The following is a 20,204-nucleotide window of genomic DNA, read 5'->3' as shown; positions in this document are numbered from 1 at the left end:
GGCTTACATGCGGAAGTGTTCGCCCAGATAGACCCGGCGTACCGACTCGTTCGCAATGATGTCGTCGGGGCGTCCCGACGCCAGCACCGAGCCCTGGTTGATGATGTAGGCGCGGTCGCAAATACCCAGCGTCTCACGCACATTATGATCGGTAATCAGCACGCCGATATTGCGCTCCTTCAAGAAACGCACGATGCGCTGGATCTCGATCACGGCGATCGGATCGACGCCGGCGAACGGCTCGTCGAGCAGCACGAAACGGGGATCGGTGGCCAGCGCGCGGGCGATTTCCACGCGGCGGCGTTCGCCACCGGACAGGGACAGCGCCTGGTTCTCGCGCAGCTTTTCAATCTGCAAGTCGGCCAGCAATTTATCCAGCCGCTCCTCGATCTCGGCCTTCGTCAGCGGACGGCCTTCGACGGTCTGGATTTCCAGCACGGCGCGGATATTGTCTTCCACCGTCAGCTTGCGGAAAACGGACGCTTCCTGCGGCAGGTAGGACAGGCCCATCTGCGCACGGCGGTGGATCGGCAGGCTGGAGATATCCACGCCGCTGATATCGATGCTGCCACCATCGGACGGCACCAGGCCGACGATCATGTAGAACGAGGTGGTCTTGCCGGCGCCGTTCGGGCCCAGCAAGCCCACCACTTCGCCGCATTCGACTTGCAGCGAAACATCATGCACGACTTGCCGCTTGCCATAGGTTTTTTGCAGCCCGCGAACGATCAGGGTGCTGCCGCAACGTGTATTTTCCATTATTTCTTTCCTGGCGCGGGCGTGGCCGGCGCTTTCTCCGCTGCCGGCGCCTTGGTCTTCGGCTGGATCACCATGCGCACGCTGCCGCCATCGGCGGTGCTGGTGCCGCTGTTGGAATTTTCCATCGCAAATTCTTCCTTGCGGCTGTCATACGAGATGAAAGCGCCATTGGCCACATCGGTGACTTTCGCGCCTTCCAGGCGCGTCAGCTTGGCTCTGGAAAACAGTTTCACCACTTCCGTCTTGTTGTCGTATTCCACGCGCTCCGCTTCGCCTTCGACCCACAGGTCGCCCGCGCCATCACGCTTCTGGCGGAAGGTCGCAAGCTTGCCGGGATCGGCCCAGAAGGTGATGAACTGGTAGCCTTGCGGGTCTTCCGTGATCAGGGCCCGGCCCGCCTTCATGGTCAGGGTACCCTTGACCAGCACGACGTCGCCCGTCAGGGTGCGCACCTGCTTGACGTCATCGACGTGGCCGCTGCGTGCCGTGATGACGGCTTCCTTCTCGGAATCGGCCTTCTCGGCATGCGCCGCGCCCATGATGGCCAGCGAAAATACGGTCAACAGCAAGATGTTCTTCATAGTATGGTTTCCTTGTTTCATTCTGTCATTTTGCCGCCGCGGCCGGGCGCGGTTTCGGCGGGAGGACCATGCGCAGCGCATTCTGCACTTCCACCACGCCGGTGGCGTTATTCGCCTTCATGCCGACGCCATTGATGCGCGAGGCGCCCGTCAGGATATCGACAGGCACGTCCGTTTCCATTCTTTCCTCGTCCGGGAACACCGTCAGCGCTTCCGTCTTGACCGTCAGGTTCTGCGCCTTCGGACTGGCCACGCGGTCGATCACGACCTTGCGGTGCAGTTGCAGCCGGGTATTGTCCTGGTCGATATGCGCCAATTCCGCATTCATGTTCATCGGCGGCATGCCTGGCGTGAGCTTGCGCACGAAGGGCTGGTCGATATCGGACGAATCGTCCAGCGGATAATGCGTGAGCTTGGTGCCCGACACGATATAGCTGGGCTTGCCCGTCAAGTCCATGCGCACCATGCTGAAATTGGTGATGAAATAGTCGGGTTCATCCAGATGCTTGCTGGCCGTGATGTCCTGGCCATTCTTGTTCATCACCTCGAGCAGCCAAAAGCTGCCCAGCGCGACGACAACCGCGCCCAGCACGGTAAAAATCATGCGCCAGCGATGGGCGCCTCCTGGCTTACGCATAGGGCTTCACTCTTTCAAAGGTCACTGGCGAGGCGGCGCGCCTCACTCCAGGAACGGCGCCATGACGCGCGCATAGTTGTCCTGGGCGCGCAGCAGGAATTCGCAGATCTCGCGCACCGCGCCGCGGCCGCCGCCGGCCTGCGTCACATGGTGGGCCAGGCCCTGCGCCTCCGGACGCCCGCCCGGCACGCTGACGGCAAAGCCCACGCGCTTCAGGATGGGCGCGTCGATGACGTCGTCGCCGATATAGCCGCATTGCTCTTCCGTCAAGCCCGTCAGCGCCAGCAATTCACGAAACGGCGTCAGCTTGTCGTGACCGCCCTGGTGCACATGGGTAATGCCCAGGTCTTGCGCGCGGCGCGCCGTGATGGCCGAGCGGCGCGCGCTGATGATGGCCGTCTGCACGCCCGATTCCTGCAGCAGCTTGATGCCCAGGCCATCATACACATTAAACGTTTTCATCATCTCGCCGTCCGGGCCGAAATGCAGACTGCCGTCGGTGAGCACGCCATCGACGTCAAAGATCATCAGTTTGACCTTGGCCGCCCGCGCCAGGTTGTCCGCCACGCTGTCCATCAGATCACCTTCGCTTGCGTCAGATCATGGATATGCAGCGCGCCCACCAGCTTGCCGTCGGCATCGACGACCAGCATCTGGTTGATGCGGAACTGCTCCATCACGGCCACGGCATCGACGGCCAGGCGTTCGGGCGCGATGCTGCGCGGCTGCGCATGCATGACGTCGCGGATCGCCACTTGCGTGAAATCCTGCACGCGCTCGAACATGCGGCGCAGATCGCCATCCGTAAACACGCCCACGGGGCGGTTGTCCGCGTCGACGACGGCCGTCATGCCCATGCCTTTCTTCGTCATTTCCTCCAGCGCCTGCAGCAAGGAAGCGTCCACGGGCACCTTGGGTACGCGTTCGCCGCTGCGCATGACGTCATGCACGTGCGTGAGCAAACGGCGGCCCAGGGCGCCGCCCGGATGCGAGCGGGCGAAATCTTCTTCCTTGAAGCCGCGCAAGTCGAGCAAGGCCACGGCGATCGCGTCGCCCAGGGCCAGGGTGACGGTGGTGCTGGCCGTCGGCGCCAGGTTCAGCGGACAGGCTTCTTTCTCAACAGAAATATCCAGGTGCACGTCGGCCAGCTGGGCCAGGCTCGAATTCGGCTTGCCCGTCATGGAAATCAGCACGCCGCCCATGCGCTTGACGACGGGCATGATGGCCATCAGTTCCGATGATTCGCCGGAGTACGATATGGCAATAAAAGCATCGTCCGAGGTGACCATGCCCAGGTCGCCATGGGCCGCTTCGGCCGGATGCACGAACAGGGCCGGCGTGCCGGTGGAAGCGAGGGTGGCGGCAATCTTGCGCGCGATGTGACCGGACTTGCCGATGCCGGAGACGACGACTCGTCCCTTGCATTGCAGCAACATCGCCACGGCGCGGCCGACGCTGTCGTCCGTGGCCAGGCGCGCATGCAGCGCAACGATGGCGTCGGACTCGATCTGCAAGGTGGTGCGGGCCAGCGCGACAGCGCGCTCGGTCGTCGCTTGCATGTCAATTCGATCAAAAGCTTTCAGCATTGTTTTTTCATGGGTTACACTCATGCCCAAAGTATAAACGAATTAGGAAAGCAAAAAACTTGCCAGTCACAACAAACAACGATTTCCATTGACCGTACCGGGCAACCCATGTTTTCCTCGCTTGAACTGACCCTGATGTTACTCGGCAGCGCCGTGCTGGGCGTGGTCGCTTTCAGAATGTTGCATTTGCCGCCCATGCTGGGCTACCTGGCCGTCGGCATCGTCATCGGCCCCCACGCACTGGGCCTGGCGGCGGAAAACGAGGCCAGCCACACCCTGGCCGAGTTCGGCGTCGTCTTCCTGATGTTTTCCATCGGGCTAGAATTTTCTCTACCCAAGTTCCTCGCCATGCGGCGCATCGTCTTCGGCCTCGGCATGGCGCAGGTGGTCACCACCATCATCGCCACCGTCGTCTTCGGCTGGTTTGTCGCCCGTTACCTGTCCGCCTACATCCACCTGAGCTGGCAAGCCGCCTTCGCCCTGGGCGGCGCGCTGGCCATGTCGTCGACGGCCATCGTCTCGAAAATGCTCACGGAGCGGCTGGAACTCGAAAGCGAACACGGCCGCAAGATCATCGGCATCCTGCTGTTCCAGGACTTGGCCGTCGTGCCCCTGCTGATCCTGATTCCCGCCCTCACCCGCGATTCGGACAACCTGGCCGAAACCCTGGCCTGGGCCGGCGGCAAGGCCCTCGTCGTGCTCATTTTGCTGCTGTTCATCGGCCAGAAGATGGTGCGCGGCTGGCTGACCATCGTCGCCAAGCGCCGCTCGCAAGAGTTGTTCATGCTCAACCTGCTGCTGATTACCCTGGGGGCGGCGTGGATCACGGAACGGGCAGGCTTGTCGCTGGCCCTGGGGGCCTTTGTTGCCGGCATGCTCATTTCCGAGACGGAATTCAAGCACCAGGTGGAAGAGGATATCAAGCCTTTCCGCGACGTGCTGCTGGGCCTGTTCTTCATCACCGTCGGCATGCTGCTTAATATCCGCGTGGTGTTTGAGAACTGGTGGCTCGTGCTGCTCTTGCTGTGCGGCCCCGTGCTGCTGAAATTCGCCCTGATCGCGGGCCTGGCCCGGCTGTTCGGCTCCAGCAACGGCGTGGCCTTGCGCACGGGGCTGGGCCTGGCGCAGGCGGGCGAATTCGGCTTCGTGCTGCTGAACCTGGCCGGCGGCATCAAGCTGATGGACCCGTTCGTCGTGCAGGTGGTGCTGGCGTCGATGGTGCTGTCGATGCTGGTGGCGCCCTTCCTCATCGCCAAGTCCGACGCCATCGTCATGAAACTGGCGGCCAACGACTGGATGATGCAATCCTTGGCGTTGACGAAGATCGCCACGCGCACCATGGCGTCGCAGAAACACGTGCTGATTGCCGGCTTCGGACGCAGCGGGCAAAGCCTGGCCACCCTGCTGGCGGAAGAAAAGATCGAATACCACGCGCTGGACCTGGACCCGGAACGGGTACAGGAAGCGCAGCTGGCCGGCGCCCACGTGTCGTATGGCGACGCGGGCCGGCGCGAAAGCCTGGTAGCGGCCGGCATCTACCGGGCCAGCGCCGTGGTGATCACGTACGCCAACACGCCTTCGGCACTGAAATTATTGCATTTACTCAACGAAATGGCGCCCACCTTGCCCGTCATCGTGCGCAGCCACGACGATACCGACCTCGACCAGCTGAAGAAGGCGGGCGCGGCCGAAGTGGTGCCGGAATTGATGGAAGGCAGCCTGATGCTCGCTTCGCACGCGCTGATCATGATGGGCGTGCCCCTGCGCCGCGTGGTGCACCGGGTGCAGGCCGCGCGCGAGGAGCGTTATGCCTCGCTGCGCGGCTATTTCCACGGTTCCAGCGACGCGGGCGACGATGCCGAGCTGGAACGCCTGCATACGGTCACCGTCAGCGACGGCGCGCACTGCGTGGACTTGCCCTTGAGTGCGATCGACGTGGCCGGCTGCGGCGCGTTTGTCACGGCCATCCGCCGCGGCCGCGGCCGCCTCGACGTCACCCCCGAGACGCAGCTGGCCAGCGGCGACGTGGTGGTGCTGCGCGGCACGGCCGACGCCGTGGCCAAAGCAGAAACATTGCTACTGAAATAATTAGCTAGGTTGTGCCTGCCAGCTGATAACCTTGTTGCGGCCATCGGCCTTGGCCTGGTACAGGGCCTGGTCGGCGTGCGCCACCAGTTGCTGCGCCACCGTTTCGATCGGTAGCAGCGCCGCGTCCGCTTCCAGGCTGGCCACGCCGATCGAGACACTGACCCACGCTTGCGCGCTGCCCGGCAAGTCGAACATGGTGCCGGCGATGCTGGCGCGGATGCGTTCGGCAACGAACGTCGCACTGTCGAGGTCAGCGTCGATCAGCAGCACGACGAATTCCTCGCCGCCGAAGCGGCCCAGCGCATCGGAGCGCCGCAATTCCGTGCGGATGCGCGTGGCCACTTCGCGCAGCACTTCATCGCCGCCCTGGTGGCCATAGGTGTCATTGACCAGCTTGAAATGGTCGATATCGATATACATGCATGAAATGCAATAATTCTGGCGCCGCGCGCGGGCGATTTCTTCCAGCAGCCGGCGGTCGATATAACGGCGGTTGTAGACGCCCGTCAAGGAATCGGTCAAGCCGATGTATTTCAGCATTTCATTGCTGATCACGTTTTCCAGGCAAATGGCGATGATGGAAGCCATGTGCTTGATGAAATCCGTGCCCAGCACGGGCGTAAAGCGCGTCACGTCGCTGCTGGCCAGGTTCAGGCTGCCGATCAGGCGCTTGTTGCGCAGCAAGGGCACCAGCGCCACGCTGCGCAGGGGCGAGTCGATGCCAGGGAAACGCGGGCCATGCACGGCGACATCGAAGGCGCCCAGCAGCGGCAGCGGCGGCAAGGCCGCTTCGCCCTCGGCCACGGGGGCCGACGGGGCAAAACCCAGCTCCGCCACGGCATGCACGAACAGCAACTGCGGGAAGGCGCTGAAATCGACGCCCAGCTTTTCCATCACCAGCACGATATCGTCATCCTCGTCGAGCAGGCTCAAAGTAACGCCGTCGAGGTCGGAAATCACGGGCAAGGTGCGGAAAATGGTGCCGATCAGCTCGGGAAACGTGGACGCGCCGACGATTTCCAGATCAAACGCCTGGTGGCGGCACATGATGTCGTGGTTGCGCTCGACCTGTTCCAACAGGAAAGCCATGCGCGCCCGCAAGGCCTGGTTTTCGGCTTCGAGGCTGGCAATGCGCGGGTCCGGCGGTATTGCTTGATTCATAGAAACCTTAAACCCTTCTGTGCGGGCGCCATGCTTAAAATGCCAGTTCGAAACCGATGTCCTGCCCCACTACGATACGCTCATCGCCGCCTTCGGTGACGATGGCGTTCATGCCGAAGCAGATGGCGCCGTCAAGCTCGGGCTTGGCGCGGTAGCCATGCATGACGTCGAGCGGGTCCGGTCCGGGCACGCCCGTGGCCTGGTCCACCGACGGAATCGGGCAGCGCGAGCACGGCTTGACGGGTTTTAACACGGTTGCGCCGAATTGCAGGAAGTCGGCGTAGTCTTCCTCGAAGGCGCCGATATCGCCGATGACGAGGTTGGGACGGAAACGGTTCATCGGCAAGGCCTCGCGGCCGGCGGCGCGCAGCTTGTCATTGACGTCGGCTAGCGACGCGCTGCCGGCGATCAGCACCGGGTAGCCATCGGCAAACATGGTCGAGGCGGCCACGCCGTCCGTCCACTTCGTGCTGGTGGCGCGCACCACGTCCGGGTGAAAGCGCACCAGGCGGCACGGTACGCCGACGGCGTTGGAAAACCAGGTGGCCGTGACGTCGTCGCAATCGTAGGCGCGCACGGCATCGTCCCACACTTGCACGTCCAGCATGGGCGCCAGTTGCGGATGCGGCAAGCCCAGCTCGATTTCCAGCCGCAACATGCCCGGCGCGCGCAATTCCAGGGTGGTGGCCTTGATGGACGGCACGATCAGCGCCATGCGCGGATGTTCGCGCTGCGTCAGGAAACGGCCGTGCTCGTCCACCACCATCCATTCGCGGTCGAACACGTGCTCGCTCATCAGCCCTGAGCGCGTCAGGACCGCCTCACGCAAATGGATGCCGGCGCACGATTTGATCGGATACAGGATGATGTCGGACAGGATAGCCATGGACAGGGGAGAAGGAACAGTGTTGCTGCTTCAGCCAGGAAGTTATTCAAAAACGAAGTATGGCAGCAAAGCGGGCAAGCGTAAATCCGCCAAGCCCAGCCGCAGTGGCCGGGCCGGCGTGACGGCGATCAATACGTGTAGAAAATACGCTGGATTTCTTGCGTACTATTGGTTTTGGTCAAGGCCAGCATCAGCAGGATGCGGGCTTTTTGCGGGTTCAGGGTGTCGGATACGACACTGTCGAGTTCATCGTCGTTGGCTTCGCCATTGCGCGCCACGATGCCCTGGCCGACGCGGCTCGAACGCACGATCAGCACGCCCTTCTGGCGCGCTTCCACCAGGGCCGGCTTCATTTGCGCGGCCACGCTGCCATCGCCCACGCCTGCGTGGATGATGCCCTTGGCGCCGGCGGCGATGAACGCGTCCATACCGACGCGGTTCATGTTGGCGTAGCCATAGACGATGTCCACTTGCGGCAGGGCATCGAGCTTGCTGATGTCAAATTCCGACTCCAGCGTGTGCTTGCGCGTCGACTGGCGGTAGAAAAAGGCCTTGCTGCCCTGGATGTAGCCCAGCATGCCCAGTTCCGGCGACTTGAAGGTGTCGGTGGTCGAGGTGTTGGTTTTGGTCACTTCGCGCGCGGCGTTGATCTGGTCGTTCAAGGCCACCAAGACCCCCTTGCCCACGGCTTCCTTGCTGCCCGCCAGCATCACGGCGTTGTACAGGTTGATGGGGCCGTCAGCCGAGATGGCCGTCGACGGACGCATGGCGCCCACCACCACCACCGGTTTATGGCTCTTCACGGTCAGGTTCAGGAAATACGCCGTTTCCTCGATGGTGTCGGTGCCGTGCGTGACGACCACGCCATCGACATCGCTCGAGGCCAGCAGCACGTTGATGCGCTTGGCCAGGGCCAGCCAGTGGCTATTGCCCATGCTTTCGCTGGCGATCTGGAACACTTGCTCGCCTTTCACATTTGCCACTTTCTTCAATTCCGGCACGGCCGCGATCAGGCGCTCGACACCCACGGTGGCCGAGGTGTAGCCGACGGTGGTGGTGCTGTCGGCGCCGCTGCCGGCGATGGTGCCGCCCGTAGCCAGGATCACCACATTCGGCAATTTGACGGCCGCCTGCTGCGCGCGCGCGGGGGAAGCGGCGATAAAGCCCATCAGCATGGTAGCCAGCATCAGCTGTGCACAAGAATGGAATTTGCGTGAAAACATGGTGCTCCCGTGAGGTGTACTGTCAAAAATAACAAAGTCGTGTGCAAATTATATGTCATCCATGCCGGGGCAAATCCCGAATTCATGCGTATCGCGCAAACGTGCGCACCTTCCCTTGCGCTACAGTGGCGCCATGTCCACACTGCCGCCCATCCGGTCTTGCCTCCTCCTGCCGCTCGTCTTGATGGCGCTCAATGCCTGCGCCACGCAAATCGAACTGCGCACGGCGGCGCAACAGGAACAATGGGGGCGAGAAGCGGCCAGCCAGGGCGACTGGACACAAGCCATGCGCAACTACGCGGACGCCGTCGGGAACGTCGAACTGGGCCACGGCGATCTCGCTTGGCAGGCACGGCTGCACCACCAGGCGGGACGCGCCGCCAGCGGGGCCTGCCGCTACGATGCGGCCGAATTTCATTTCCGCCAGGCCATCGCGCTGGCGAAAAGCAGCAAACAATCGAGCGCCCTCGGCTACAAGGCCCTGATCGATCTGTATGAACGCCAGGGCAAGGCGACGGAAGCCTTGGCCGTGCGTAATGAACTGGGGTTTCATCAATCGTGGGCACTGGGCGCCTTTGCCGACCTGGAATCGCTGCCGGTGGGCAAACCTTGCGGAGTTGCTCGATGAATATCGCACGCACCTTGCTGGCCGCCTCCACCCTCTGCGCCACCATGGCGCCGGCGCGCGCCGTCGAAGCACCGCTGCCCTTATGGGAAGCGGGCGTGTTTGGCGGCACGACCGTCACGCCCGCCTATCCGGGCGCCAGCGAACGCTCGACGCGCAGCCTGGCCCTGCCCTATCTGATTTATCGCGGGAAAGTCTTGCGCGCCGACCGCTCCGGCGTGGGCGCGCGCCTGCTCGATACGGAGCGATTCGATTTCGATATCGGTTTTGCCCTGTCCTTGCCGGCCAGGTCCAGCGACGTGCCGGCCCGGCGCGGCATGCCGGACCTGGGTACCCTGGTGGAATTTGGCCCGCGCCTGAAAATCAGGCTGGCCGAGCCGACGCAGCACAGCCGCCTGGGGCTGGAGCTGCCCTTGCGCGCCGTCATCGAAGCGCGCGGCGGCCTGCGCCGCCAGGGCACCACCTTCGAGCCGCGCCTCGTCTACGCGCTGCAAGACGGGCAGCAGGCCTGGCACGTCGATGCCAGCGTCGGCGCCGTGCTGGGCAATGCCGCCATCAACGATTACTTGTATGGCGTCAGCCCCGCATTTGCCACCGGCCAGCGCCCCGCGTATGCGGCAAAAAGCGGGCTGATGCTCACGCGGCTGGGCCTGGGCGGTTCCTACCGGCTGCAGCGGGACTGGCGCGCCTTTGCCTTTGTACGCTACGACACTTACACAGGCGCCGCCAACCGCGCCAGTCCCCTGCTGCGCCAGAACAGCGGCACCTCGGCGGGGATAGGCCTGATGTGGACGTGGCAACGTTCAAGCAGCCTGGCGCGGGGCCCGGACGACTAGCGGCTAGACGGCTTAAAACTCCGTCGTGGCCGACAGCATGACCGTGCGCGGCGCGCCCAGGCCCAGGCTGGTCCATTGCGGCAGCGCCCAGTACGCCCTGTTGCCGACGTTCGTCACGCTGGCGCGCACGGTCAGGGGCCGACCCGCCGCCTTCGTCGCATAGCGGGCGCCCAGGTCAAACACGGTGCGGCCCGGCACGGACATCGAATTGTCGGCATTGATGTATTGCTTCGATGCCGCCGTCGCGTTCGCCGTCAGGGTCACGCCAGGGATGGCGGGCGTATCCCACTCAACGCCCAGCTTGGCTTGCAGCTTCGGCACGCCCGTTGCCTGCTTGCCCTGGTTGGCGCCGCCCACCGTCTTGCTCAAGACCGGATCGACATACGCCACGCCGCCCATCAGGCGCACGTCGCGCAGGGGCGAGCCGAAGAAGCCCCAGTCGATGCCGCGGTTGCGTTGTTCTCCGCCAAAAGAAAAGATATTGCTGACGGGGTCGACATAGCTGCTGGGCCGCTTGATTTCATACACGCTGACCGTATGCGCGAACTCGCCCAGGTCGACCTTGACGCCAAGCTCCGCCTGCTTCGATTTGTACGGCGCAAAGACCTCGCCCGAGTTGGCGGCCGTCAACGGCGCCGTGGCGCCCTGGCTCAAGCCTTCGATGTAGTTGCCGTACAGGGAGATGGTCTTGCTGGCCTTGACCAGCAGGGCGACGGCGGGCGTGGTGGCGCTTTCGTCATAGCGCGAGGTGCGCGCGCCCGTCTTGATGTTGAAGTTATCGCTGAGCACTTCCTGCCGGCGCAAGCCCACCGTCAGCTGCACGGTGTCTTGCGCAAAGGAAAGTGTATCGACCAGGCCAAAGCTGGCCAGGCGCAGTTCCGCCTTGGAAATTTGCGGCGCGTCGAAGCGCGTCGCCGGGCCCCAGACGGGATGGTAGATATTCGTGATCCAGTCTTTCGCCAGGGTATTCCTGCGGCCGTACTGCTTGTCCGTGTGGTGATAATACGTGGCGTTGACGGCCCATTGATGGCCGATATCGCCCGTGCGCAACTTGCCCCGCAAACCCGCCTCGGCCGACTGTTTTTCCACGTCGAAGCCCAGGTCGGCGACGTTGGTGCGGTAATCGCCGGCCGTGTTGAATACCTGGATCAGATACGCGCCCGTCGACTGGTAGTCGGCCCGGCTGGCGCCCACGGCCGCATACGCCATCACTTGCGCGTTCAAATCCAGTTCGCCGCGCAGCATGGCGCCCTTGTCCTTGGTGTCGTAAAACGCCCAGCTGGGATTGAGCAGGGTTTCCGCTTTCGGCGGACGCGGCACGGGCAAGCCGGGGGCCAGGTTGACGCCCCGGTTCAAGCCGTCGGCGCGGTCCTCGCTGTGATACAGATCGGCGGACAGGCGCGCGCCATTGCCACGCCAGTCCAGCCCGACCGAGACGAGCCGGGTCTTCTTTTTCTGGTGGTCGATGGCGCCGTCGCCGTCGCGGTAGACGCCGTTGACCCGGATGCCGAATTGTTGATTCTCGCCAAAACGTTGACCCATATCAATATGCCCTCCCCATTGCGAGTCCGACATGTACGACGCCGTCACGCGCGCCAGCGGCGCATCGCCCGCGCGCTTGGGCACGAGGTTGATGCTGCCGCCCACGGAACCGCCCGGTGGCATGCCGTTGAGCAAGGCCGACGGCCCTTTCAGCACTTCGATGCGCTCAAACATTTCAGGCGACGTGCGGTAGTAGGGAGAGATGCCGTACAGTCCGCCAAACGCGACGTCGCCGATATTCGAGCTGAAGCCCCGTATCGAGTAATTCTCGCCGATGATGCCCGTCATGCCGCTGCTGAAGACGGTAGGGTCGGCGGCGGAAATCACGTCGGTGATGTCGCGCGCCTGCCGGTCTTCGATGAATTTATCCGTATAGCTGATGGTGTTGAACGGCGTTTCCATGAAATCCTTGTCGCCAAGAAATCCCACGCGGCCGCCGGATGCCACTTGTCCGCCTGCGTAGGCATCCGTCACGCTGTTGCCCTTGCCCCACACCGTTACGGCCGGCATAGTGGCGGCGGCTTCGGCGGCGGCGCTGTGCGCCGGTTCGCGGCGCACCGTGTAGCTGCCATTGCCCTCGCGCACGGCTTGCAAGCCATGGCCGCGCAGCAATTCATAAAAGCCTTCAGGCACGCTGTAGCTGCCGGACAGGCCGGCGCTGTTCTTGCCTTGCAGTAAGCTAGCCTCGACCGTCAATTCGACGCCCGCCTCGGCCGCGAAAGTGTTGAGCGCCAGGCCCAGCGTACCGGCCGGCACGCTGAACGCTTGCCGGGCCTGGCCCGCCCCCGTTTGCGCGTACGCTGGCGGGGCCGCCACGCCCAGCGCCCCCACGGTCAAGCCCGTGATGAGCGCCAGTTGCACGGCGGTGGCGATACGACTCAGGTTCAAGGCGGGAAGATGGCGGGTTGCCATGCGTTGGGTCATAAAGTAAATCCTTTCAGAAGGGATGATTGCTTGTTCTCACCCTATCTCCCGAACGAAAAGGCAAAACCCTCAATGCAAATACGACTCATTACGAAAATAATTTATCTCACTGATAACCCTTGAGCACGTCGTCGATCACCCGTTTCAGCGACGTCACGCTGGCCGCCGTGATGTACCAGGCATCCGCATCGACGAAGACCACGCGGCCGTTCTTCCAGGCATTGGTCTGGCGCAACAGCGGATTGGCCATCTGTTCGGCCGTCATGACGGGACGGTGTTCCATCACGGCCGTGCGGTCCACCACATAGATGATGTCGGGATTGGCTTGCTGGATGAACTCACTGGAAATGGGTTGGCCATGCAAGCCCGCCTCGATGGCCGAGCTGGCAGGTTTCACGCCCAGCGCATCGAACACAAAACCGTAGCGTGACCGCACGCCGAAGGAGCTGAAGGCGCCGTTGTTATGCAGCACGATGAGCGCCTTCTCGGGACGCTCCTGCGTCACCTTGCGCGCATCCGCCACCTTGGCGTCGAGCTCCGCGGCTTTCCGGCTGGCAATGTCTTCCTTGCCAAAGATGCGTCCCAGTGTCAGCAAGTGTTGCTTGACAACTTCGATGTGCTTGCTCTCGCTGTTCTGGTAATCCACGTCGAAATGCAAGGTGGGCGCGATCTGGCTCAGTTCCTTGTAATGGTTGGCCTGGATCGACGTCATCAGTATCAAATCGGGCTGGAGCGCGTGGATATGCTCGAGATTCGGCTGCACGATGGCGCCCAGGTCGCGGATGCCCTGGTCATCCTTGTAGCGGGTGAGGAAATGCGGCACGTAATCCTTCACCATGCCGGCCACGGGCACGCCCAGCTGGTCGAGGAAATCGACTTCGTTCATGTCGAGCACGGCCACCCTCTGTGGGCGCTGCTTGAGCACCGTCGTGCCCAGCTTGTGCTCGATGGTGATGGGCGCAAACGCCTGCGGTGACGCGGAGGCGGCAGGTGCTGACGGCGTCGTGGCTGCCTTGTCGGTGCAGCCTTGCAGGGCGGCCATGGCGGCGAGCAGCACGGCCAGCGCGCGGCGGGATTTGTTCCAGATCATCTCAAGCTCCTGTGGGGGTAAAGTAATTGCAGACGCAGCCGCGCTCGTTGCGCACGATGTGGAAATCGATGTCGTACAGCGCGCGCAAGCGCTCTTCCGTCACGACTTCGTGGGCGGGGCCGGAAAAGCGCACGGCGCCGCCCTGCATGGCGACGATGTGGTCCGAATAGTTGGCGGCGAAATTGATGTCGTGGATCACCAGGATCACCGTGCGGCCCTGCTCGTCGCACAGGCGCCGCAGCGCGCGCATGATTTGCACGGCATGCTTCATGTCGAGGTTGTTGAGCGGCTCGTCGAGCAGCAGAATATCCGTCTGCTGGGCGATCGTCATGGCCAGGAAGGCCATCTGCCGCTGGCCGCCGCTCAGCTCATCGACATACGCCAGGCGCAGATGCTCCAGCGACAGGAAGGCGATGGCGTCATCGATGGCTTGCCGGTCCTGCTCTGTCAACGCGCCTCGGCTGTAGGGAAAGCGGCCGAAGGCGACCAGCTCTTCCACCGTCAGGCGCAAGTGAAAATCGGGCGACTGGCGCAGGGTGGCCACGAGTCGCGCATAGTCCCGGATCTGGATGGCTGCAATGCTGCGCCCGTCTATCGTAATCTCGCCGCCATGCGCTTCCTGCAGGCGCGCGATGAGCATCAGCAAGGTCGTCTTGCCGGCGCCGTTCGGGCCGATCAAGGACGTCACTTTTCCCCTGGGAAACTGCGCGCTGACCTTGGCCAGCACGCGCTTTTCGCCGTAGCTTTTTTCAATCTGTTTGACGTGGATCATGCTGTGCCTCGGGTGCGGACCATGAGCGCGAGGAAGTAAGCGCCACACACCAGGTTGACGAGGATGCCAACCGTGGTCCGGTAATTGAAAACGTGTTCGACCAGCAACTGGGCGGCCAGGAAGATGACGATGGCGATGGCGCAGCCCAGCGGCAAGGTGACGCGATGGCGCGCCGTGCGGGCCAGGGCGTAAGTGGTGTTCGCTACAAAGATGCCCATGAAGGCCGTCGGTCCCAGCAAGCTCGTCGACACCGCCACCAGCACGGCGATCAGCGCCAGCTGCAGCCGCACCATGCGCCGGTAATCGATACCGAGCGAGATGGCCTGCTCGCGCCCCAGCGCCAGCACGTCGAGCGCCGGCAAGGTTTTCAACACCGCCACGCAAGCGGCGCCCGCCAGCACGGCCGAGTACAACAACTGCACGGGCTGCGCCTTGTTGAACGAGGCCTGGCTGAATCCTTGCAAGATGGCAAATTCACCGGGACTGATGCGCAACTGGATGAACTGGGTAAATGTGCCGATCACCATCGTCAGCACGAATCCCAGCAGCAACAGGAAATACACGTTGTTCTTTCCATCACGAAACAGCCAATAGTGGATGGCCCAGGAATACGCAAGCATCAGTGCGATCGACACGACAAAATTGCCGTTCTGCCCCAGCAGCACGACGCTGTGCATGCCCATCGCGAGGATCAGCAGCGATTGCAGCAGCAAATACACGGCTTCGTAACCCATGACGGCCGGCGTCAGGATGCGGTTGCCGGCGATGGTCTGGAACACAATCGACGACACGGCCACGCAAACGCCGCCGATGACGATGGCGGCCAGGCGCGACATACGCTTGGGAATGACGTAATCGAAATCCAGATTTGCGCCGATGAAGAGGAAAGCGAGCGCCAGGGCCAACACGGCCAACCAGAGCATGCGCTGGTTCAAACGGCGCCTCATCGCCGCCCCCGGATGATCAACATGAGGAACAGCACGCCCCCCACGCCCCCTGCCGTCAGGCCGATGGGCACTTCGAATGGATAGATCAGCAAGCGCCCCGCGATGTCGCAGGCCAGCAGCAGCGACGCGCCGCCCAGCGCGACAATGGGCAGGGTACGGTCCAGCTTGTCGCCGTAGCGCAAGGCCACCAAGTTGGGGATGGCCAGCCCGACAAACGGGATCGCCCCCACCGTGATTACCGTGGCCGCCACCGTGACGGCCACCAGCATCAGGCCCAGCGCCACCGTGCCCCCATAGTTCAAGCCCAGGCTGGTGGCCATGCCCTCTCCCATGCCCAGCACGGTAAAGCGCTGCGCATACAAATACGTGAGGGCAACGATGGGCAGGATCAGATAAATGATTTCATAGTTGCCCTGCACGATCTTCGAGAAATCGCCCAGCAGCCAGCCCTGCATGCTTTGCAGGATGTTGTTGCGGTAAGCATAAAACTCGGCCACGGCGCTCAGCACGCCGCCATACACGAGGCCGATGACGGGCACGAGTATCGTGTTCTTGAAGCGGATGCGGCGGATCAGGGCCACATACACGAGGCTGGCGGCAAAGCAGAAGGCCAGCGCGAACGCCATCTTGCCGGCCGTGCCCGCCGCGGGCGCCACGGTGAGCGCCACGAGGATGCCCAGCTTGGCTGCGTCGAGACCGCCCGAGGTGGCCGGTTCGACGAATTTGTTGCGCACGATGTGCTGCAGGATGACGCCGCACACGGACAGGCCCACGCCCGTCAGCACCAATGCCGCCAGGCGGGGCAGCCGGCTGGCCGTCAGGGTCAGCCAAGCGTCGGCGGACAGCGCGCCGGACGAGGACAACAACTGCGCCCACTCCATCTGCCTGGCGCCCACCAGCAAGGACGCGCAGCACAGCAGGAAGAAGACGCAGAACAGACGCGCGCGTGTCAACTGCGGGACTCCGTTCCAGCCTGGCGGGCGGGCGCGGCGATGCGCCAGCCCTTGGCCTCCTGGCGCTGGGCCAGGAAGTGCGCGTACAGGCCGTGCTGCGCACGCAAGGTGGCTGGCGCGCCCTGCTCGCGGATCGTGCCACCGTCCAGCACGACGATCTGGTCGGCCATGGCCACCGTCGACAACTGGTGGGCGATGACGATCACCGTGCGCTTGCCGCGCAGCCGCGCCAGCGCTTCGGCGATGGCGGCCTGGTTTTCCGCGTCAAGCGCGGCCGTCGCCTCATCGACCAGCAAAATCGGCGCATCCTTGACCAAGGCGCGGGCAATCGCGATGCGCTGGCGTTCGCCGCCGGACAGGCGCGCGCCGCCCTCGCCGACCAGGGTATCGAGTCCCTGCGGCAGGCGGGCGATGATCTCGGCCACGCCCGCCTGCCGCACCGCTTCCAGCACCTCGGCATCGGTGGCGCCGGGCTTGCCGATGCGAATGTTGTCGCCGATGCTGCCCTGGAACAGATAACTGTCCTGGAATATCTGGCTGATCTGGCCAGCCAATTGCTCGCTGGACATATCGCGCACATCGACGCCGCCCACCAACACCGCACCTGCGCTGGCGTCAAAGAAACGCGCGATCAGGCGCACCAGGGTCGTCTTGCCGGAGCCGGACGCGCCGATCAGCGCCGTCATGCTGCCCGGCGCAATGCGCAGGTTGATATCCGTCAAGACGTCGGCCTGATCCTGTGCATAGCGGAATGCCACGTCGCGCAATTCGACGGCGCCATCGCGCGGCGCCTGCGGCTTGTCTGCTTCCGGCAGCGGCTGCACGGCGAAAATATCGCGCGCCGCGTCGAGCGGACCGCGCGCGCCGCGCAGCACTTCGCCATAGCTGGCCACTTCCTGCAGCGGGTCGACAAAGCGCACCACCAGCAGCAAGGCCACGATGACGGCGATGGCGTCGCCCGCGCCGGCAGCACCACCCGCCAGGCTGTCAAGCCACAGCGCGGCGGCGGCCAGCAAGGCGGCAAAGATGGCTTGCACGGTCCAGGCGTTGAGCACGGACGACAGCGCAGACAGGTAAATGAGCCGCGTGCCCGCGTGGCGCTGCGCATCGATCGCTTGCTGCAGGAAACGCGTGCCGCCGTCAGCTGCACCACTGCCGTTGCCATTGAATGCGCGCAAGACGGATTGCGCTTGCGCAAACTCAACGAGGCGCTGGCTGGTCTGGGCAAAATGGTGGTGATAGGCATCGTCGGCGCGCTGGCCCAGGTGCGCGGTGAGCCGCAAGGCGCCGGCCAGCAGGGGCAGCGCCAGCAGCGCGATGAGACCCAGCTGCCAGTGCAGCGCGAACAACGCGACGACCATCACGACGGGCGTGACGGCGCCGCAGATGACGGGCGTCAACACGTGGGCGGGCAGCTGGGCTACATTCATCATGCCTTGCGTGATGACGTGGCCCAGTTTTGCCGTGTTGTCCGGCGTGAACCAGCCGACGGGCAAGCGCGCCACGTGGTCGCCCAGGCGCTGGCGCGCCCCTTGCAGCACCGTCACTCCCACGCGCACGCCGGCCTTTTCTACCTGGCGCCGCCAGGCCCAGCAGGCAACCAGCCCGGCCAGCAGCACCAGCAGCCACAGGACCGCGCCGCCCACGTCGTCGCCCAGCAGGCGGCCCAGGGCCAGCACCAGCGCCGTGATGGTCAATCCGCTGAGCACGCCATACGCGAGCGCCATGGCACAGTAGCGGCGGAACACGGGCGCGTCATCACCCAGCAGTTGAATAAACGTTTTCAGCATGGCAGCACCGCGTCTTCCTGGAAATCCTGATAGCCGCCCAGCGCCCACAGTTGCGCATAGCGGCCCTTGTCGGCGAGCAAGCCGGCATGGCTGCCCTGTTCGACGATGGCGCCGTTCTCGACGACGACGATGTTGTCGGCATGCATCACCGTGTCGAGCCGGTGCGCAATGATGAGCAGGGTGCGGTCCCGGGCAAAGCGCGACAGCGCGTCCTGGATCGCCACCTCGTTTTCCGCATCGGCCGCGGCCGTCGCTTCATCGAGCACAAGCACGGACGGGTCGAGCAGCACGGCACGGGCGATGCTTACGCGCTGCAACTCGCCGCCGGACAATTGCGCATCCTCGCCGATGACGGAATCGTAGCCGCGCGGCAAGTCCAGGAGGCGTTCATGGATGTTCGCCAGGCGCGCCGCCTGTTCGATTTCGTGCATGCTGGCCGATGGCCGGCCCAGCGCGATGTTCTCGCGCACGCTGGCGTGGATCAGGCGCACTTCCTGCAGCACGAAACCGATGCGCCGGTACAACTCGGGCGTGGCGATGTGCCGCAGGTCGACGCCGCCCAGGGTGATGCGCCCCTCGGTCGGGTCGAAAAAGCGCAGCAGCAGCCGCGCCAGGGTCGACTTGCCGGAACCGGAAGCGCCGACGATGGCCGTCACCGTGCCGGGCTGCAAAGTCAGCGTGATATCCGACAACACCTTGTTGTGCCCATCGTAGGCATAACTGACGCCTTCCAGGCGGATCTCCGTGCCGTCGGGCAACTGCTGCTCATCCGGCGCCGGCTGCGCCAGCACGGGCGTATCGAGCAAGGCTTGCACGCGCTGGGCCGCTCCCGTGGCGTTGTTGAGGTCATGCGTCAGGTAATGCAGCAGCAGCATGGGCGCGGAAATGCCGGGCGCCACGAGGGCGAACGGCAGGATATCGACGGGCGCCATCCAGTCCAGGGCCACGAAGGCCGTGCCGGCAAGCACCACCACGCCCAGCACGGCGACGGGCGCGATCAGCGCGTTGGCATTCGCCATCGAGCCGACCAGCGGACGGGTAAACGCGGCAAACGCCTCGGCAAACGCATCGACGGCCGTGCGGTAGCTGCCGTGCGCGCGTCCCGTGGCGCCGAACGCCTTGACCACGGGAATGCCGTTGACGAATTCCACCACGGCATTGTTGATGCGCCCCATGCCGGCGACGAATTGTTCCATGTTGCCACCGCTGGCCTTCATGGCGCGGCCGAAGAACAGGAAGAAGCCGGGAAACGGCAGGATGGCGATGAGGGCCAGGCGCCAGTCCATGGCGAACAGGTAGATGACGGAGATGGCGATGGCGCCCACGGCGCGCCCCGTCGTCGTGTAGAAGTGGGCCGTGAGGCTGTGCAGGGTATTGATGTCGTCCTGCATCGCCTGCTTGACCTCGCCAGAGGCCCGGCTGGTGAACCAGCCCAGCGGCACCTGCCCCAGGCGCTGCATGGCTTGCAGGCGCAATCGATGTGTGAGGCGGTTGTCGGCCAGGTGCGCGGCCAGTTCGCCCAGCGACATCAGGGCCATGCCGAGGAACAGGCAGGCGACGCTGGCGATGATGATCGGCCACACAGCGCCCGGCGCCAGCGCGGGGGCCATGGCGATTTGCGCGATCTGCGCGATGCCGGCCAGCGGCACCAGGGTGAGCATGGACCCCGTGCCGGCCAGCACGGCGGCGGCGATCAGGCGTCCGCGGATGGGGTGCAGTATCCGGCTGATCGGGCCGGGCTGGCGGCGTTGGCTACGCATGGGAAAAACGGGAAAAAACGTGCATAAGGTCAATGAATAAGGGT

18 protein-coding genes are annotated in these 20,204 nt (G+C 64.0%); 3 read left to right on the top strand and 15 right to left on the bottom strand.

The window, feature by feature from the left end; translation table 11 throughout:
- Window positions 1–3: 3 nt before the first annotated feature.
- Genes lptB through O3299_RS23270 form a run of 5 tightly spaced genes read right to left on the bottom strand, consistent with a single transcriptional unit; the run spans window position 4 to window position 3,587 of the window.
- Window positions 4–759, bottom strand: coding sequence for an LPS export ABC transporter ATP-binding protein (lptB, locus tag O3299_RS23290; RefSeq protein ID WP_077398949.1), 756 nt, complete (start codon window positions 757–759; stop codon window positions 4–6).
- Window positions 759–1,340 (bottom strand): lipopolysaccharide transport periplasmic protein LptA, encoded by a 582-nt coding sequence (gene lptA, locus O3299_RS23285; RefSeq protein ID WP_305063302.1) that lies wholly within the window; start codon window positions 1,338–1,340, stop codon window positions 759–761. Before lptA ends, lptB begins: the two co-directional genes overlap by 1 nt.
- A gap of 25 nt (window positions 1,341–1,365) precedes the next feature.
- A complete protein-coding gene (gene lptC, locus O3299_RS23280) occupies window positions 1,366–1,977 on the bottom strand; it encodes an LPS export ABC transporter periplasmic protein LptC (RefSeq protein WP_253192771.1) in 612 nt (203 codons plus the stop codon).
- Between the two features lie 42 nt (window positions 1,978–2,019).
- Window positions 2,020–2,553: an HAD family hydrolase gene (locus O3299_RS23275; RefSeq protein ID WP_077398943.1), complete on the bottom strand. Its 534-nt coding sequence runs from the start codon at window positions 2,551–2,553 to the stop codon at window positions 2,020–2,022.
- The gene (locus tag O3299_RS23270) at window positions 2,553–3,587 is read right to left on the bottom strand and encodes an SIS domain-containing protein (RefSeq protein ID WP_369811625.1); all 1,035 of its coding nucleotides are present in this window, start codon (window positions 3,585–3,587) and stop codon (window positions 2,553–2,555) included. The genes O3299_RS23275 and O3299_RS23270 overlap by 1 nt, the downstream gene beginning before the upstream one ends.
- 84 nt (window positions 3,588–3,671) lie before the next feature.
- Between O3299_RS23270 and O3299_RS23265 the strand changes: the two genes are divergently transcribed.
- The gene (locus O3299_RS23265) at window positions 3,672–5,651 is read left to right on the top strand and encodes a monovalent cation:proton antiporter family protein (RefSeq protein ID WP_099665692.1); all 1,980 of its coding nucleotides are present in this window, start codon (window positions 3,672–3,674) and stop codon (window positions 5,649–5,651) included.
- On the opposite strand, the gene O3299_RS23260 is transcribed toward O3299_RS23265, so the two are convergent.
- From O3299_RS23260 to O3299_RS23250, 3 genes are all read right to left on the bottom strand, one after another.
- Window positions 5,652–6,812 carry a diguanylate cyclase gene (locus O3299_RS23260; protein WP_305063301.1) on the bottom strand — a complete coding sequence of 387 codons (1,161 nt, stop codon included), beginning with the start codon at window positions 6,810–6,812 and terminating at the stop codon, window positions 5,652–5,654.
- 34 nt (window positions 6,813–6,846) lie between these two features.
- On the bottom strand, window positions 6,847–7,698 hold the full coding sequence (locus O3299_RS23255) for an MOSC domain-containing protein (RefSeq protein WP_305063300.1): 852 nt from the start codon (window positions 7,696–7,698) through the stop codon (window positions 6,847–6,849).
- A gap of 128 nt (window positions 7,699–7,826) precedes the next feature.
- Window positions 7,827–8,921 carry a type II asparaginase gene (locus tag O3299_RS23250; protein WP_099665695.1) on the bottom strand — a complete coding sequence of 365 codons (1,095 nt, stop codon included), beginning with the start codon at window positions 8,919–8,921 and terminating at the stop codon, window positions 7,827–7,829.
- 133 nt (window positions 8,922–9,054) lie between these two features.
- On the opposite strand from O3299_RS23250, the gene O3299_RS23245 reads away from it, so the two are divergent.
- Window positions 9,055–9,549 (top strand): hypothetical protein, encoded by a 495-nt coding sequence (locus O3299_RS23245; protein ID WP_305063299.1) that lies wholly within the window; start codon window positions 9,055–9,057, stop codon window positions 9,547–9,549.
- Complete coding sequence (locus O3299_RS23240) at window positions 9,546–10,382, top strand: MipA/OmpV family protein (protein ID WP_305063298.1); 837 nt, start codon at window positions 9,546–9,548, stop codon at window positions 10,380–10,382. The genes O3299_RS23245 and O3299_RS23240 overlap by 4 nt, the downstream gene beginning before the upstream one ends.
- Window positions 10,383–10,394: 12 nt before the next feature.
- Here O3299_RS23240 and O3299_RS23235 read toward each other — a convergent pair whose 3' ends face one another.
- From O3299_RS23235 to O3299_RS23205, 7 genes are all read right to left on the bottom strand, one after another.
- Window positions 10,395–12,848: a TonB-dependent receptor gene (locus tag O3299_RS23235; protein ID WP_305063297.1), complete on the bottom strand. Its 2,454-nt coding sequence runs from the start codon at window positions 12,846–12,848 to the stop codon at window positions 10,395–10,397.
- 106 nt (window positions 12,849–12,954) lie between these two features.
- Window positions 12,955–13,938, bottom strand: coding sequence for a siderophore ABC transporter substrate-binding protein (locus O3299_RS23230; RefSeq protein ID WP_099665699.1), 984 nt, complete (start codon window positions 13,936–13,938; stop codon window positions 12,955–12,957).
- Between the two features lies 1 nt (window position 13,939).
- Window positions 13,940–14,710, bottom strand: coding sequence for an ABC transporter ATP-binding protein (locus O3299_RS23225; RefSeq protein WP_099665700.1), 771 nt, complete (start codon window positions 14,708–14,710; stop codon window positions 13,940–13,942).
- Window positions 14,707–15,657, bottom strand: coding sequence for an iron chelate uptake ABC transporter family permease subunit (locus tag O3299_RS23220; RefSeq protein WP_305063296.1), 951 nt, complete (start codon window positions 15,655–15,657; stop codon window positions 14,707–14,709). The genes O3299_RS23225 and O3299_RS23220 overlap by 4 nt, the downstream gene beginning before the upstream one ends.
- Window positions 15,654–16,610, bottom strand: coding sequence for an ABC transporter permease (locus O3299_RS23215; RefSeq protein ID WP_305063295.1), 957 nt, complete (start codon window positions 16,608–16,610; stop codon window positions 15,654–15,656). The genes O3299_RS23220 and O3299_RS23215 overlap by 4 nt, the downstream gene beginning before the upstream one ends.
- A complete protein-coding gene (locus tag O3299_RS23210) occupies window positions 16,607–18,400 on the bottom strand; it encodes an ABC transporter ATP-binding protein (RefSeq protein ID WP_305063294.1) in 1,794 nt (597 codons plus the stop codon). Before O3299_RS23210 ends, O3299_RS23215 begins: the two co-directional genes overlap by 4 nt.
- A complete protein-coding gene (locus O3299_RS23205; RefSeq protein WP_305063293.1) occupies window positions 18,394–20,160 on the bottom strand; it encodes an ABC transporter ATP-binding protein in 1,767 nt (588 codons plus the stop codon). The genes O3299_RS23210 and O3299_RS23205 overlap by 7 nt, the downstream gene beginning before the upstream one ends.
- Window positions 20,161–20,204: the final 44 nt, after the last annotated feature.

This window comes from Janthinobacterium sp. SUN176 (assembly GCF_030587335.1).
Lineage (GTDB): Bacteria > Pseudomonadota > Gammaproteobacteria > Burkholderiales > Burkholderiaceae_D > Janthinobacterium > Janthinobacterium kumbetense.
Note: the sequence above shows the minus strand (reverse complement) of the source record. Positions and strands in the feature narration are given on the sequence as shown.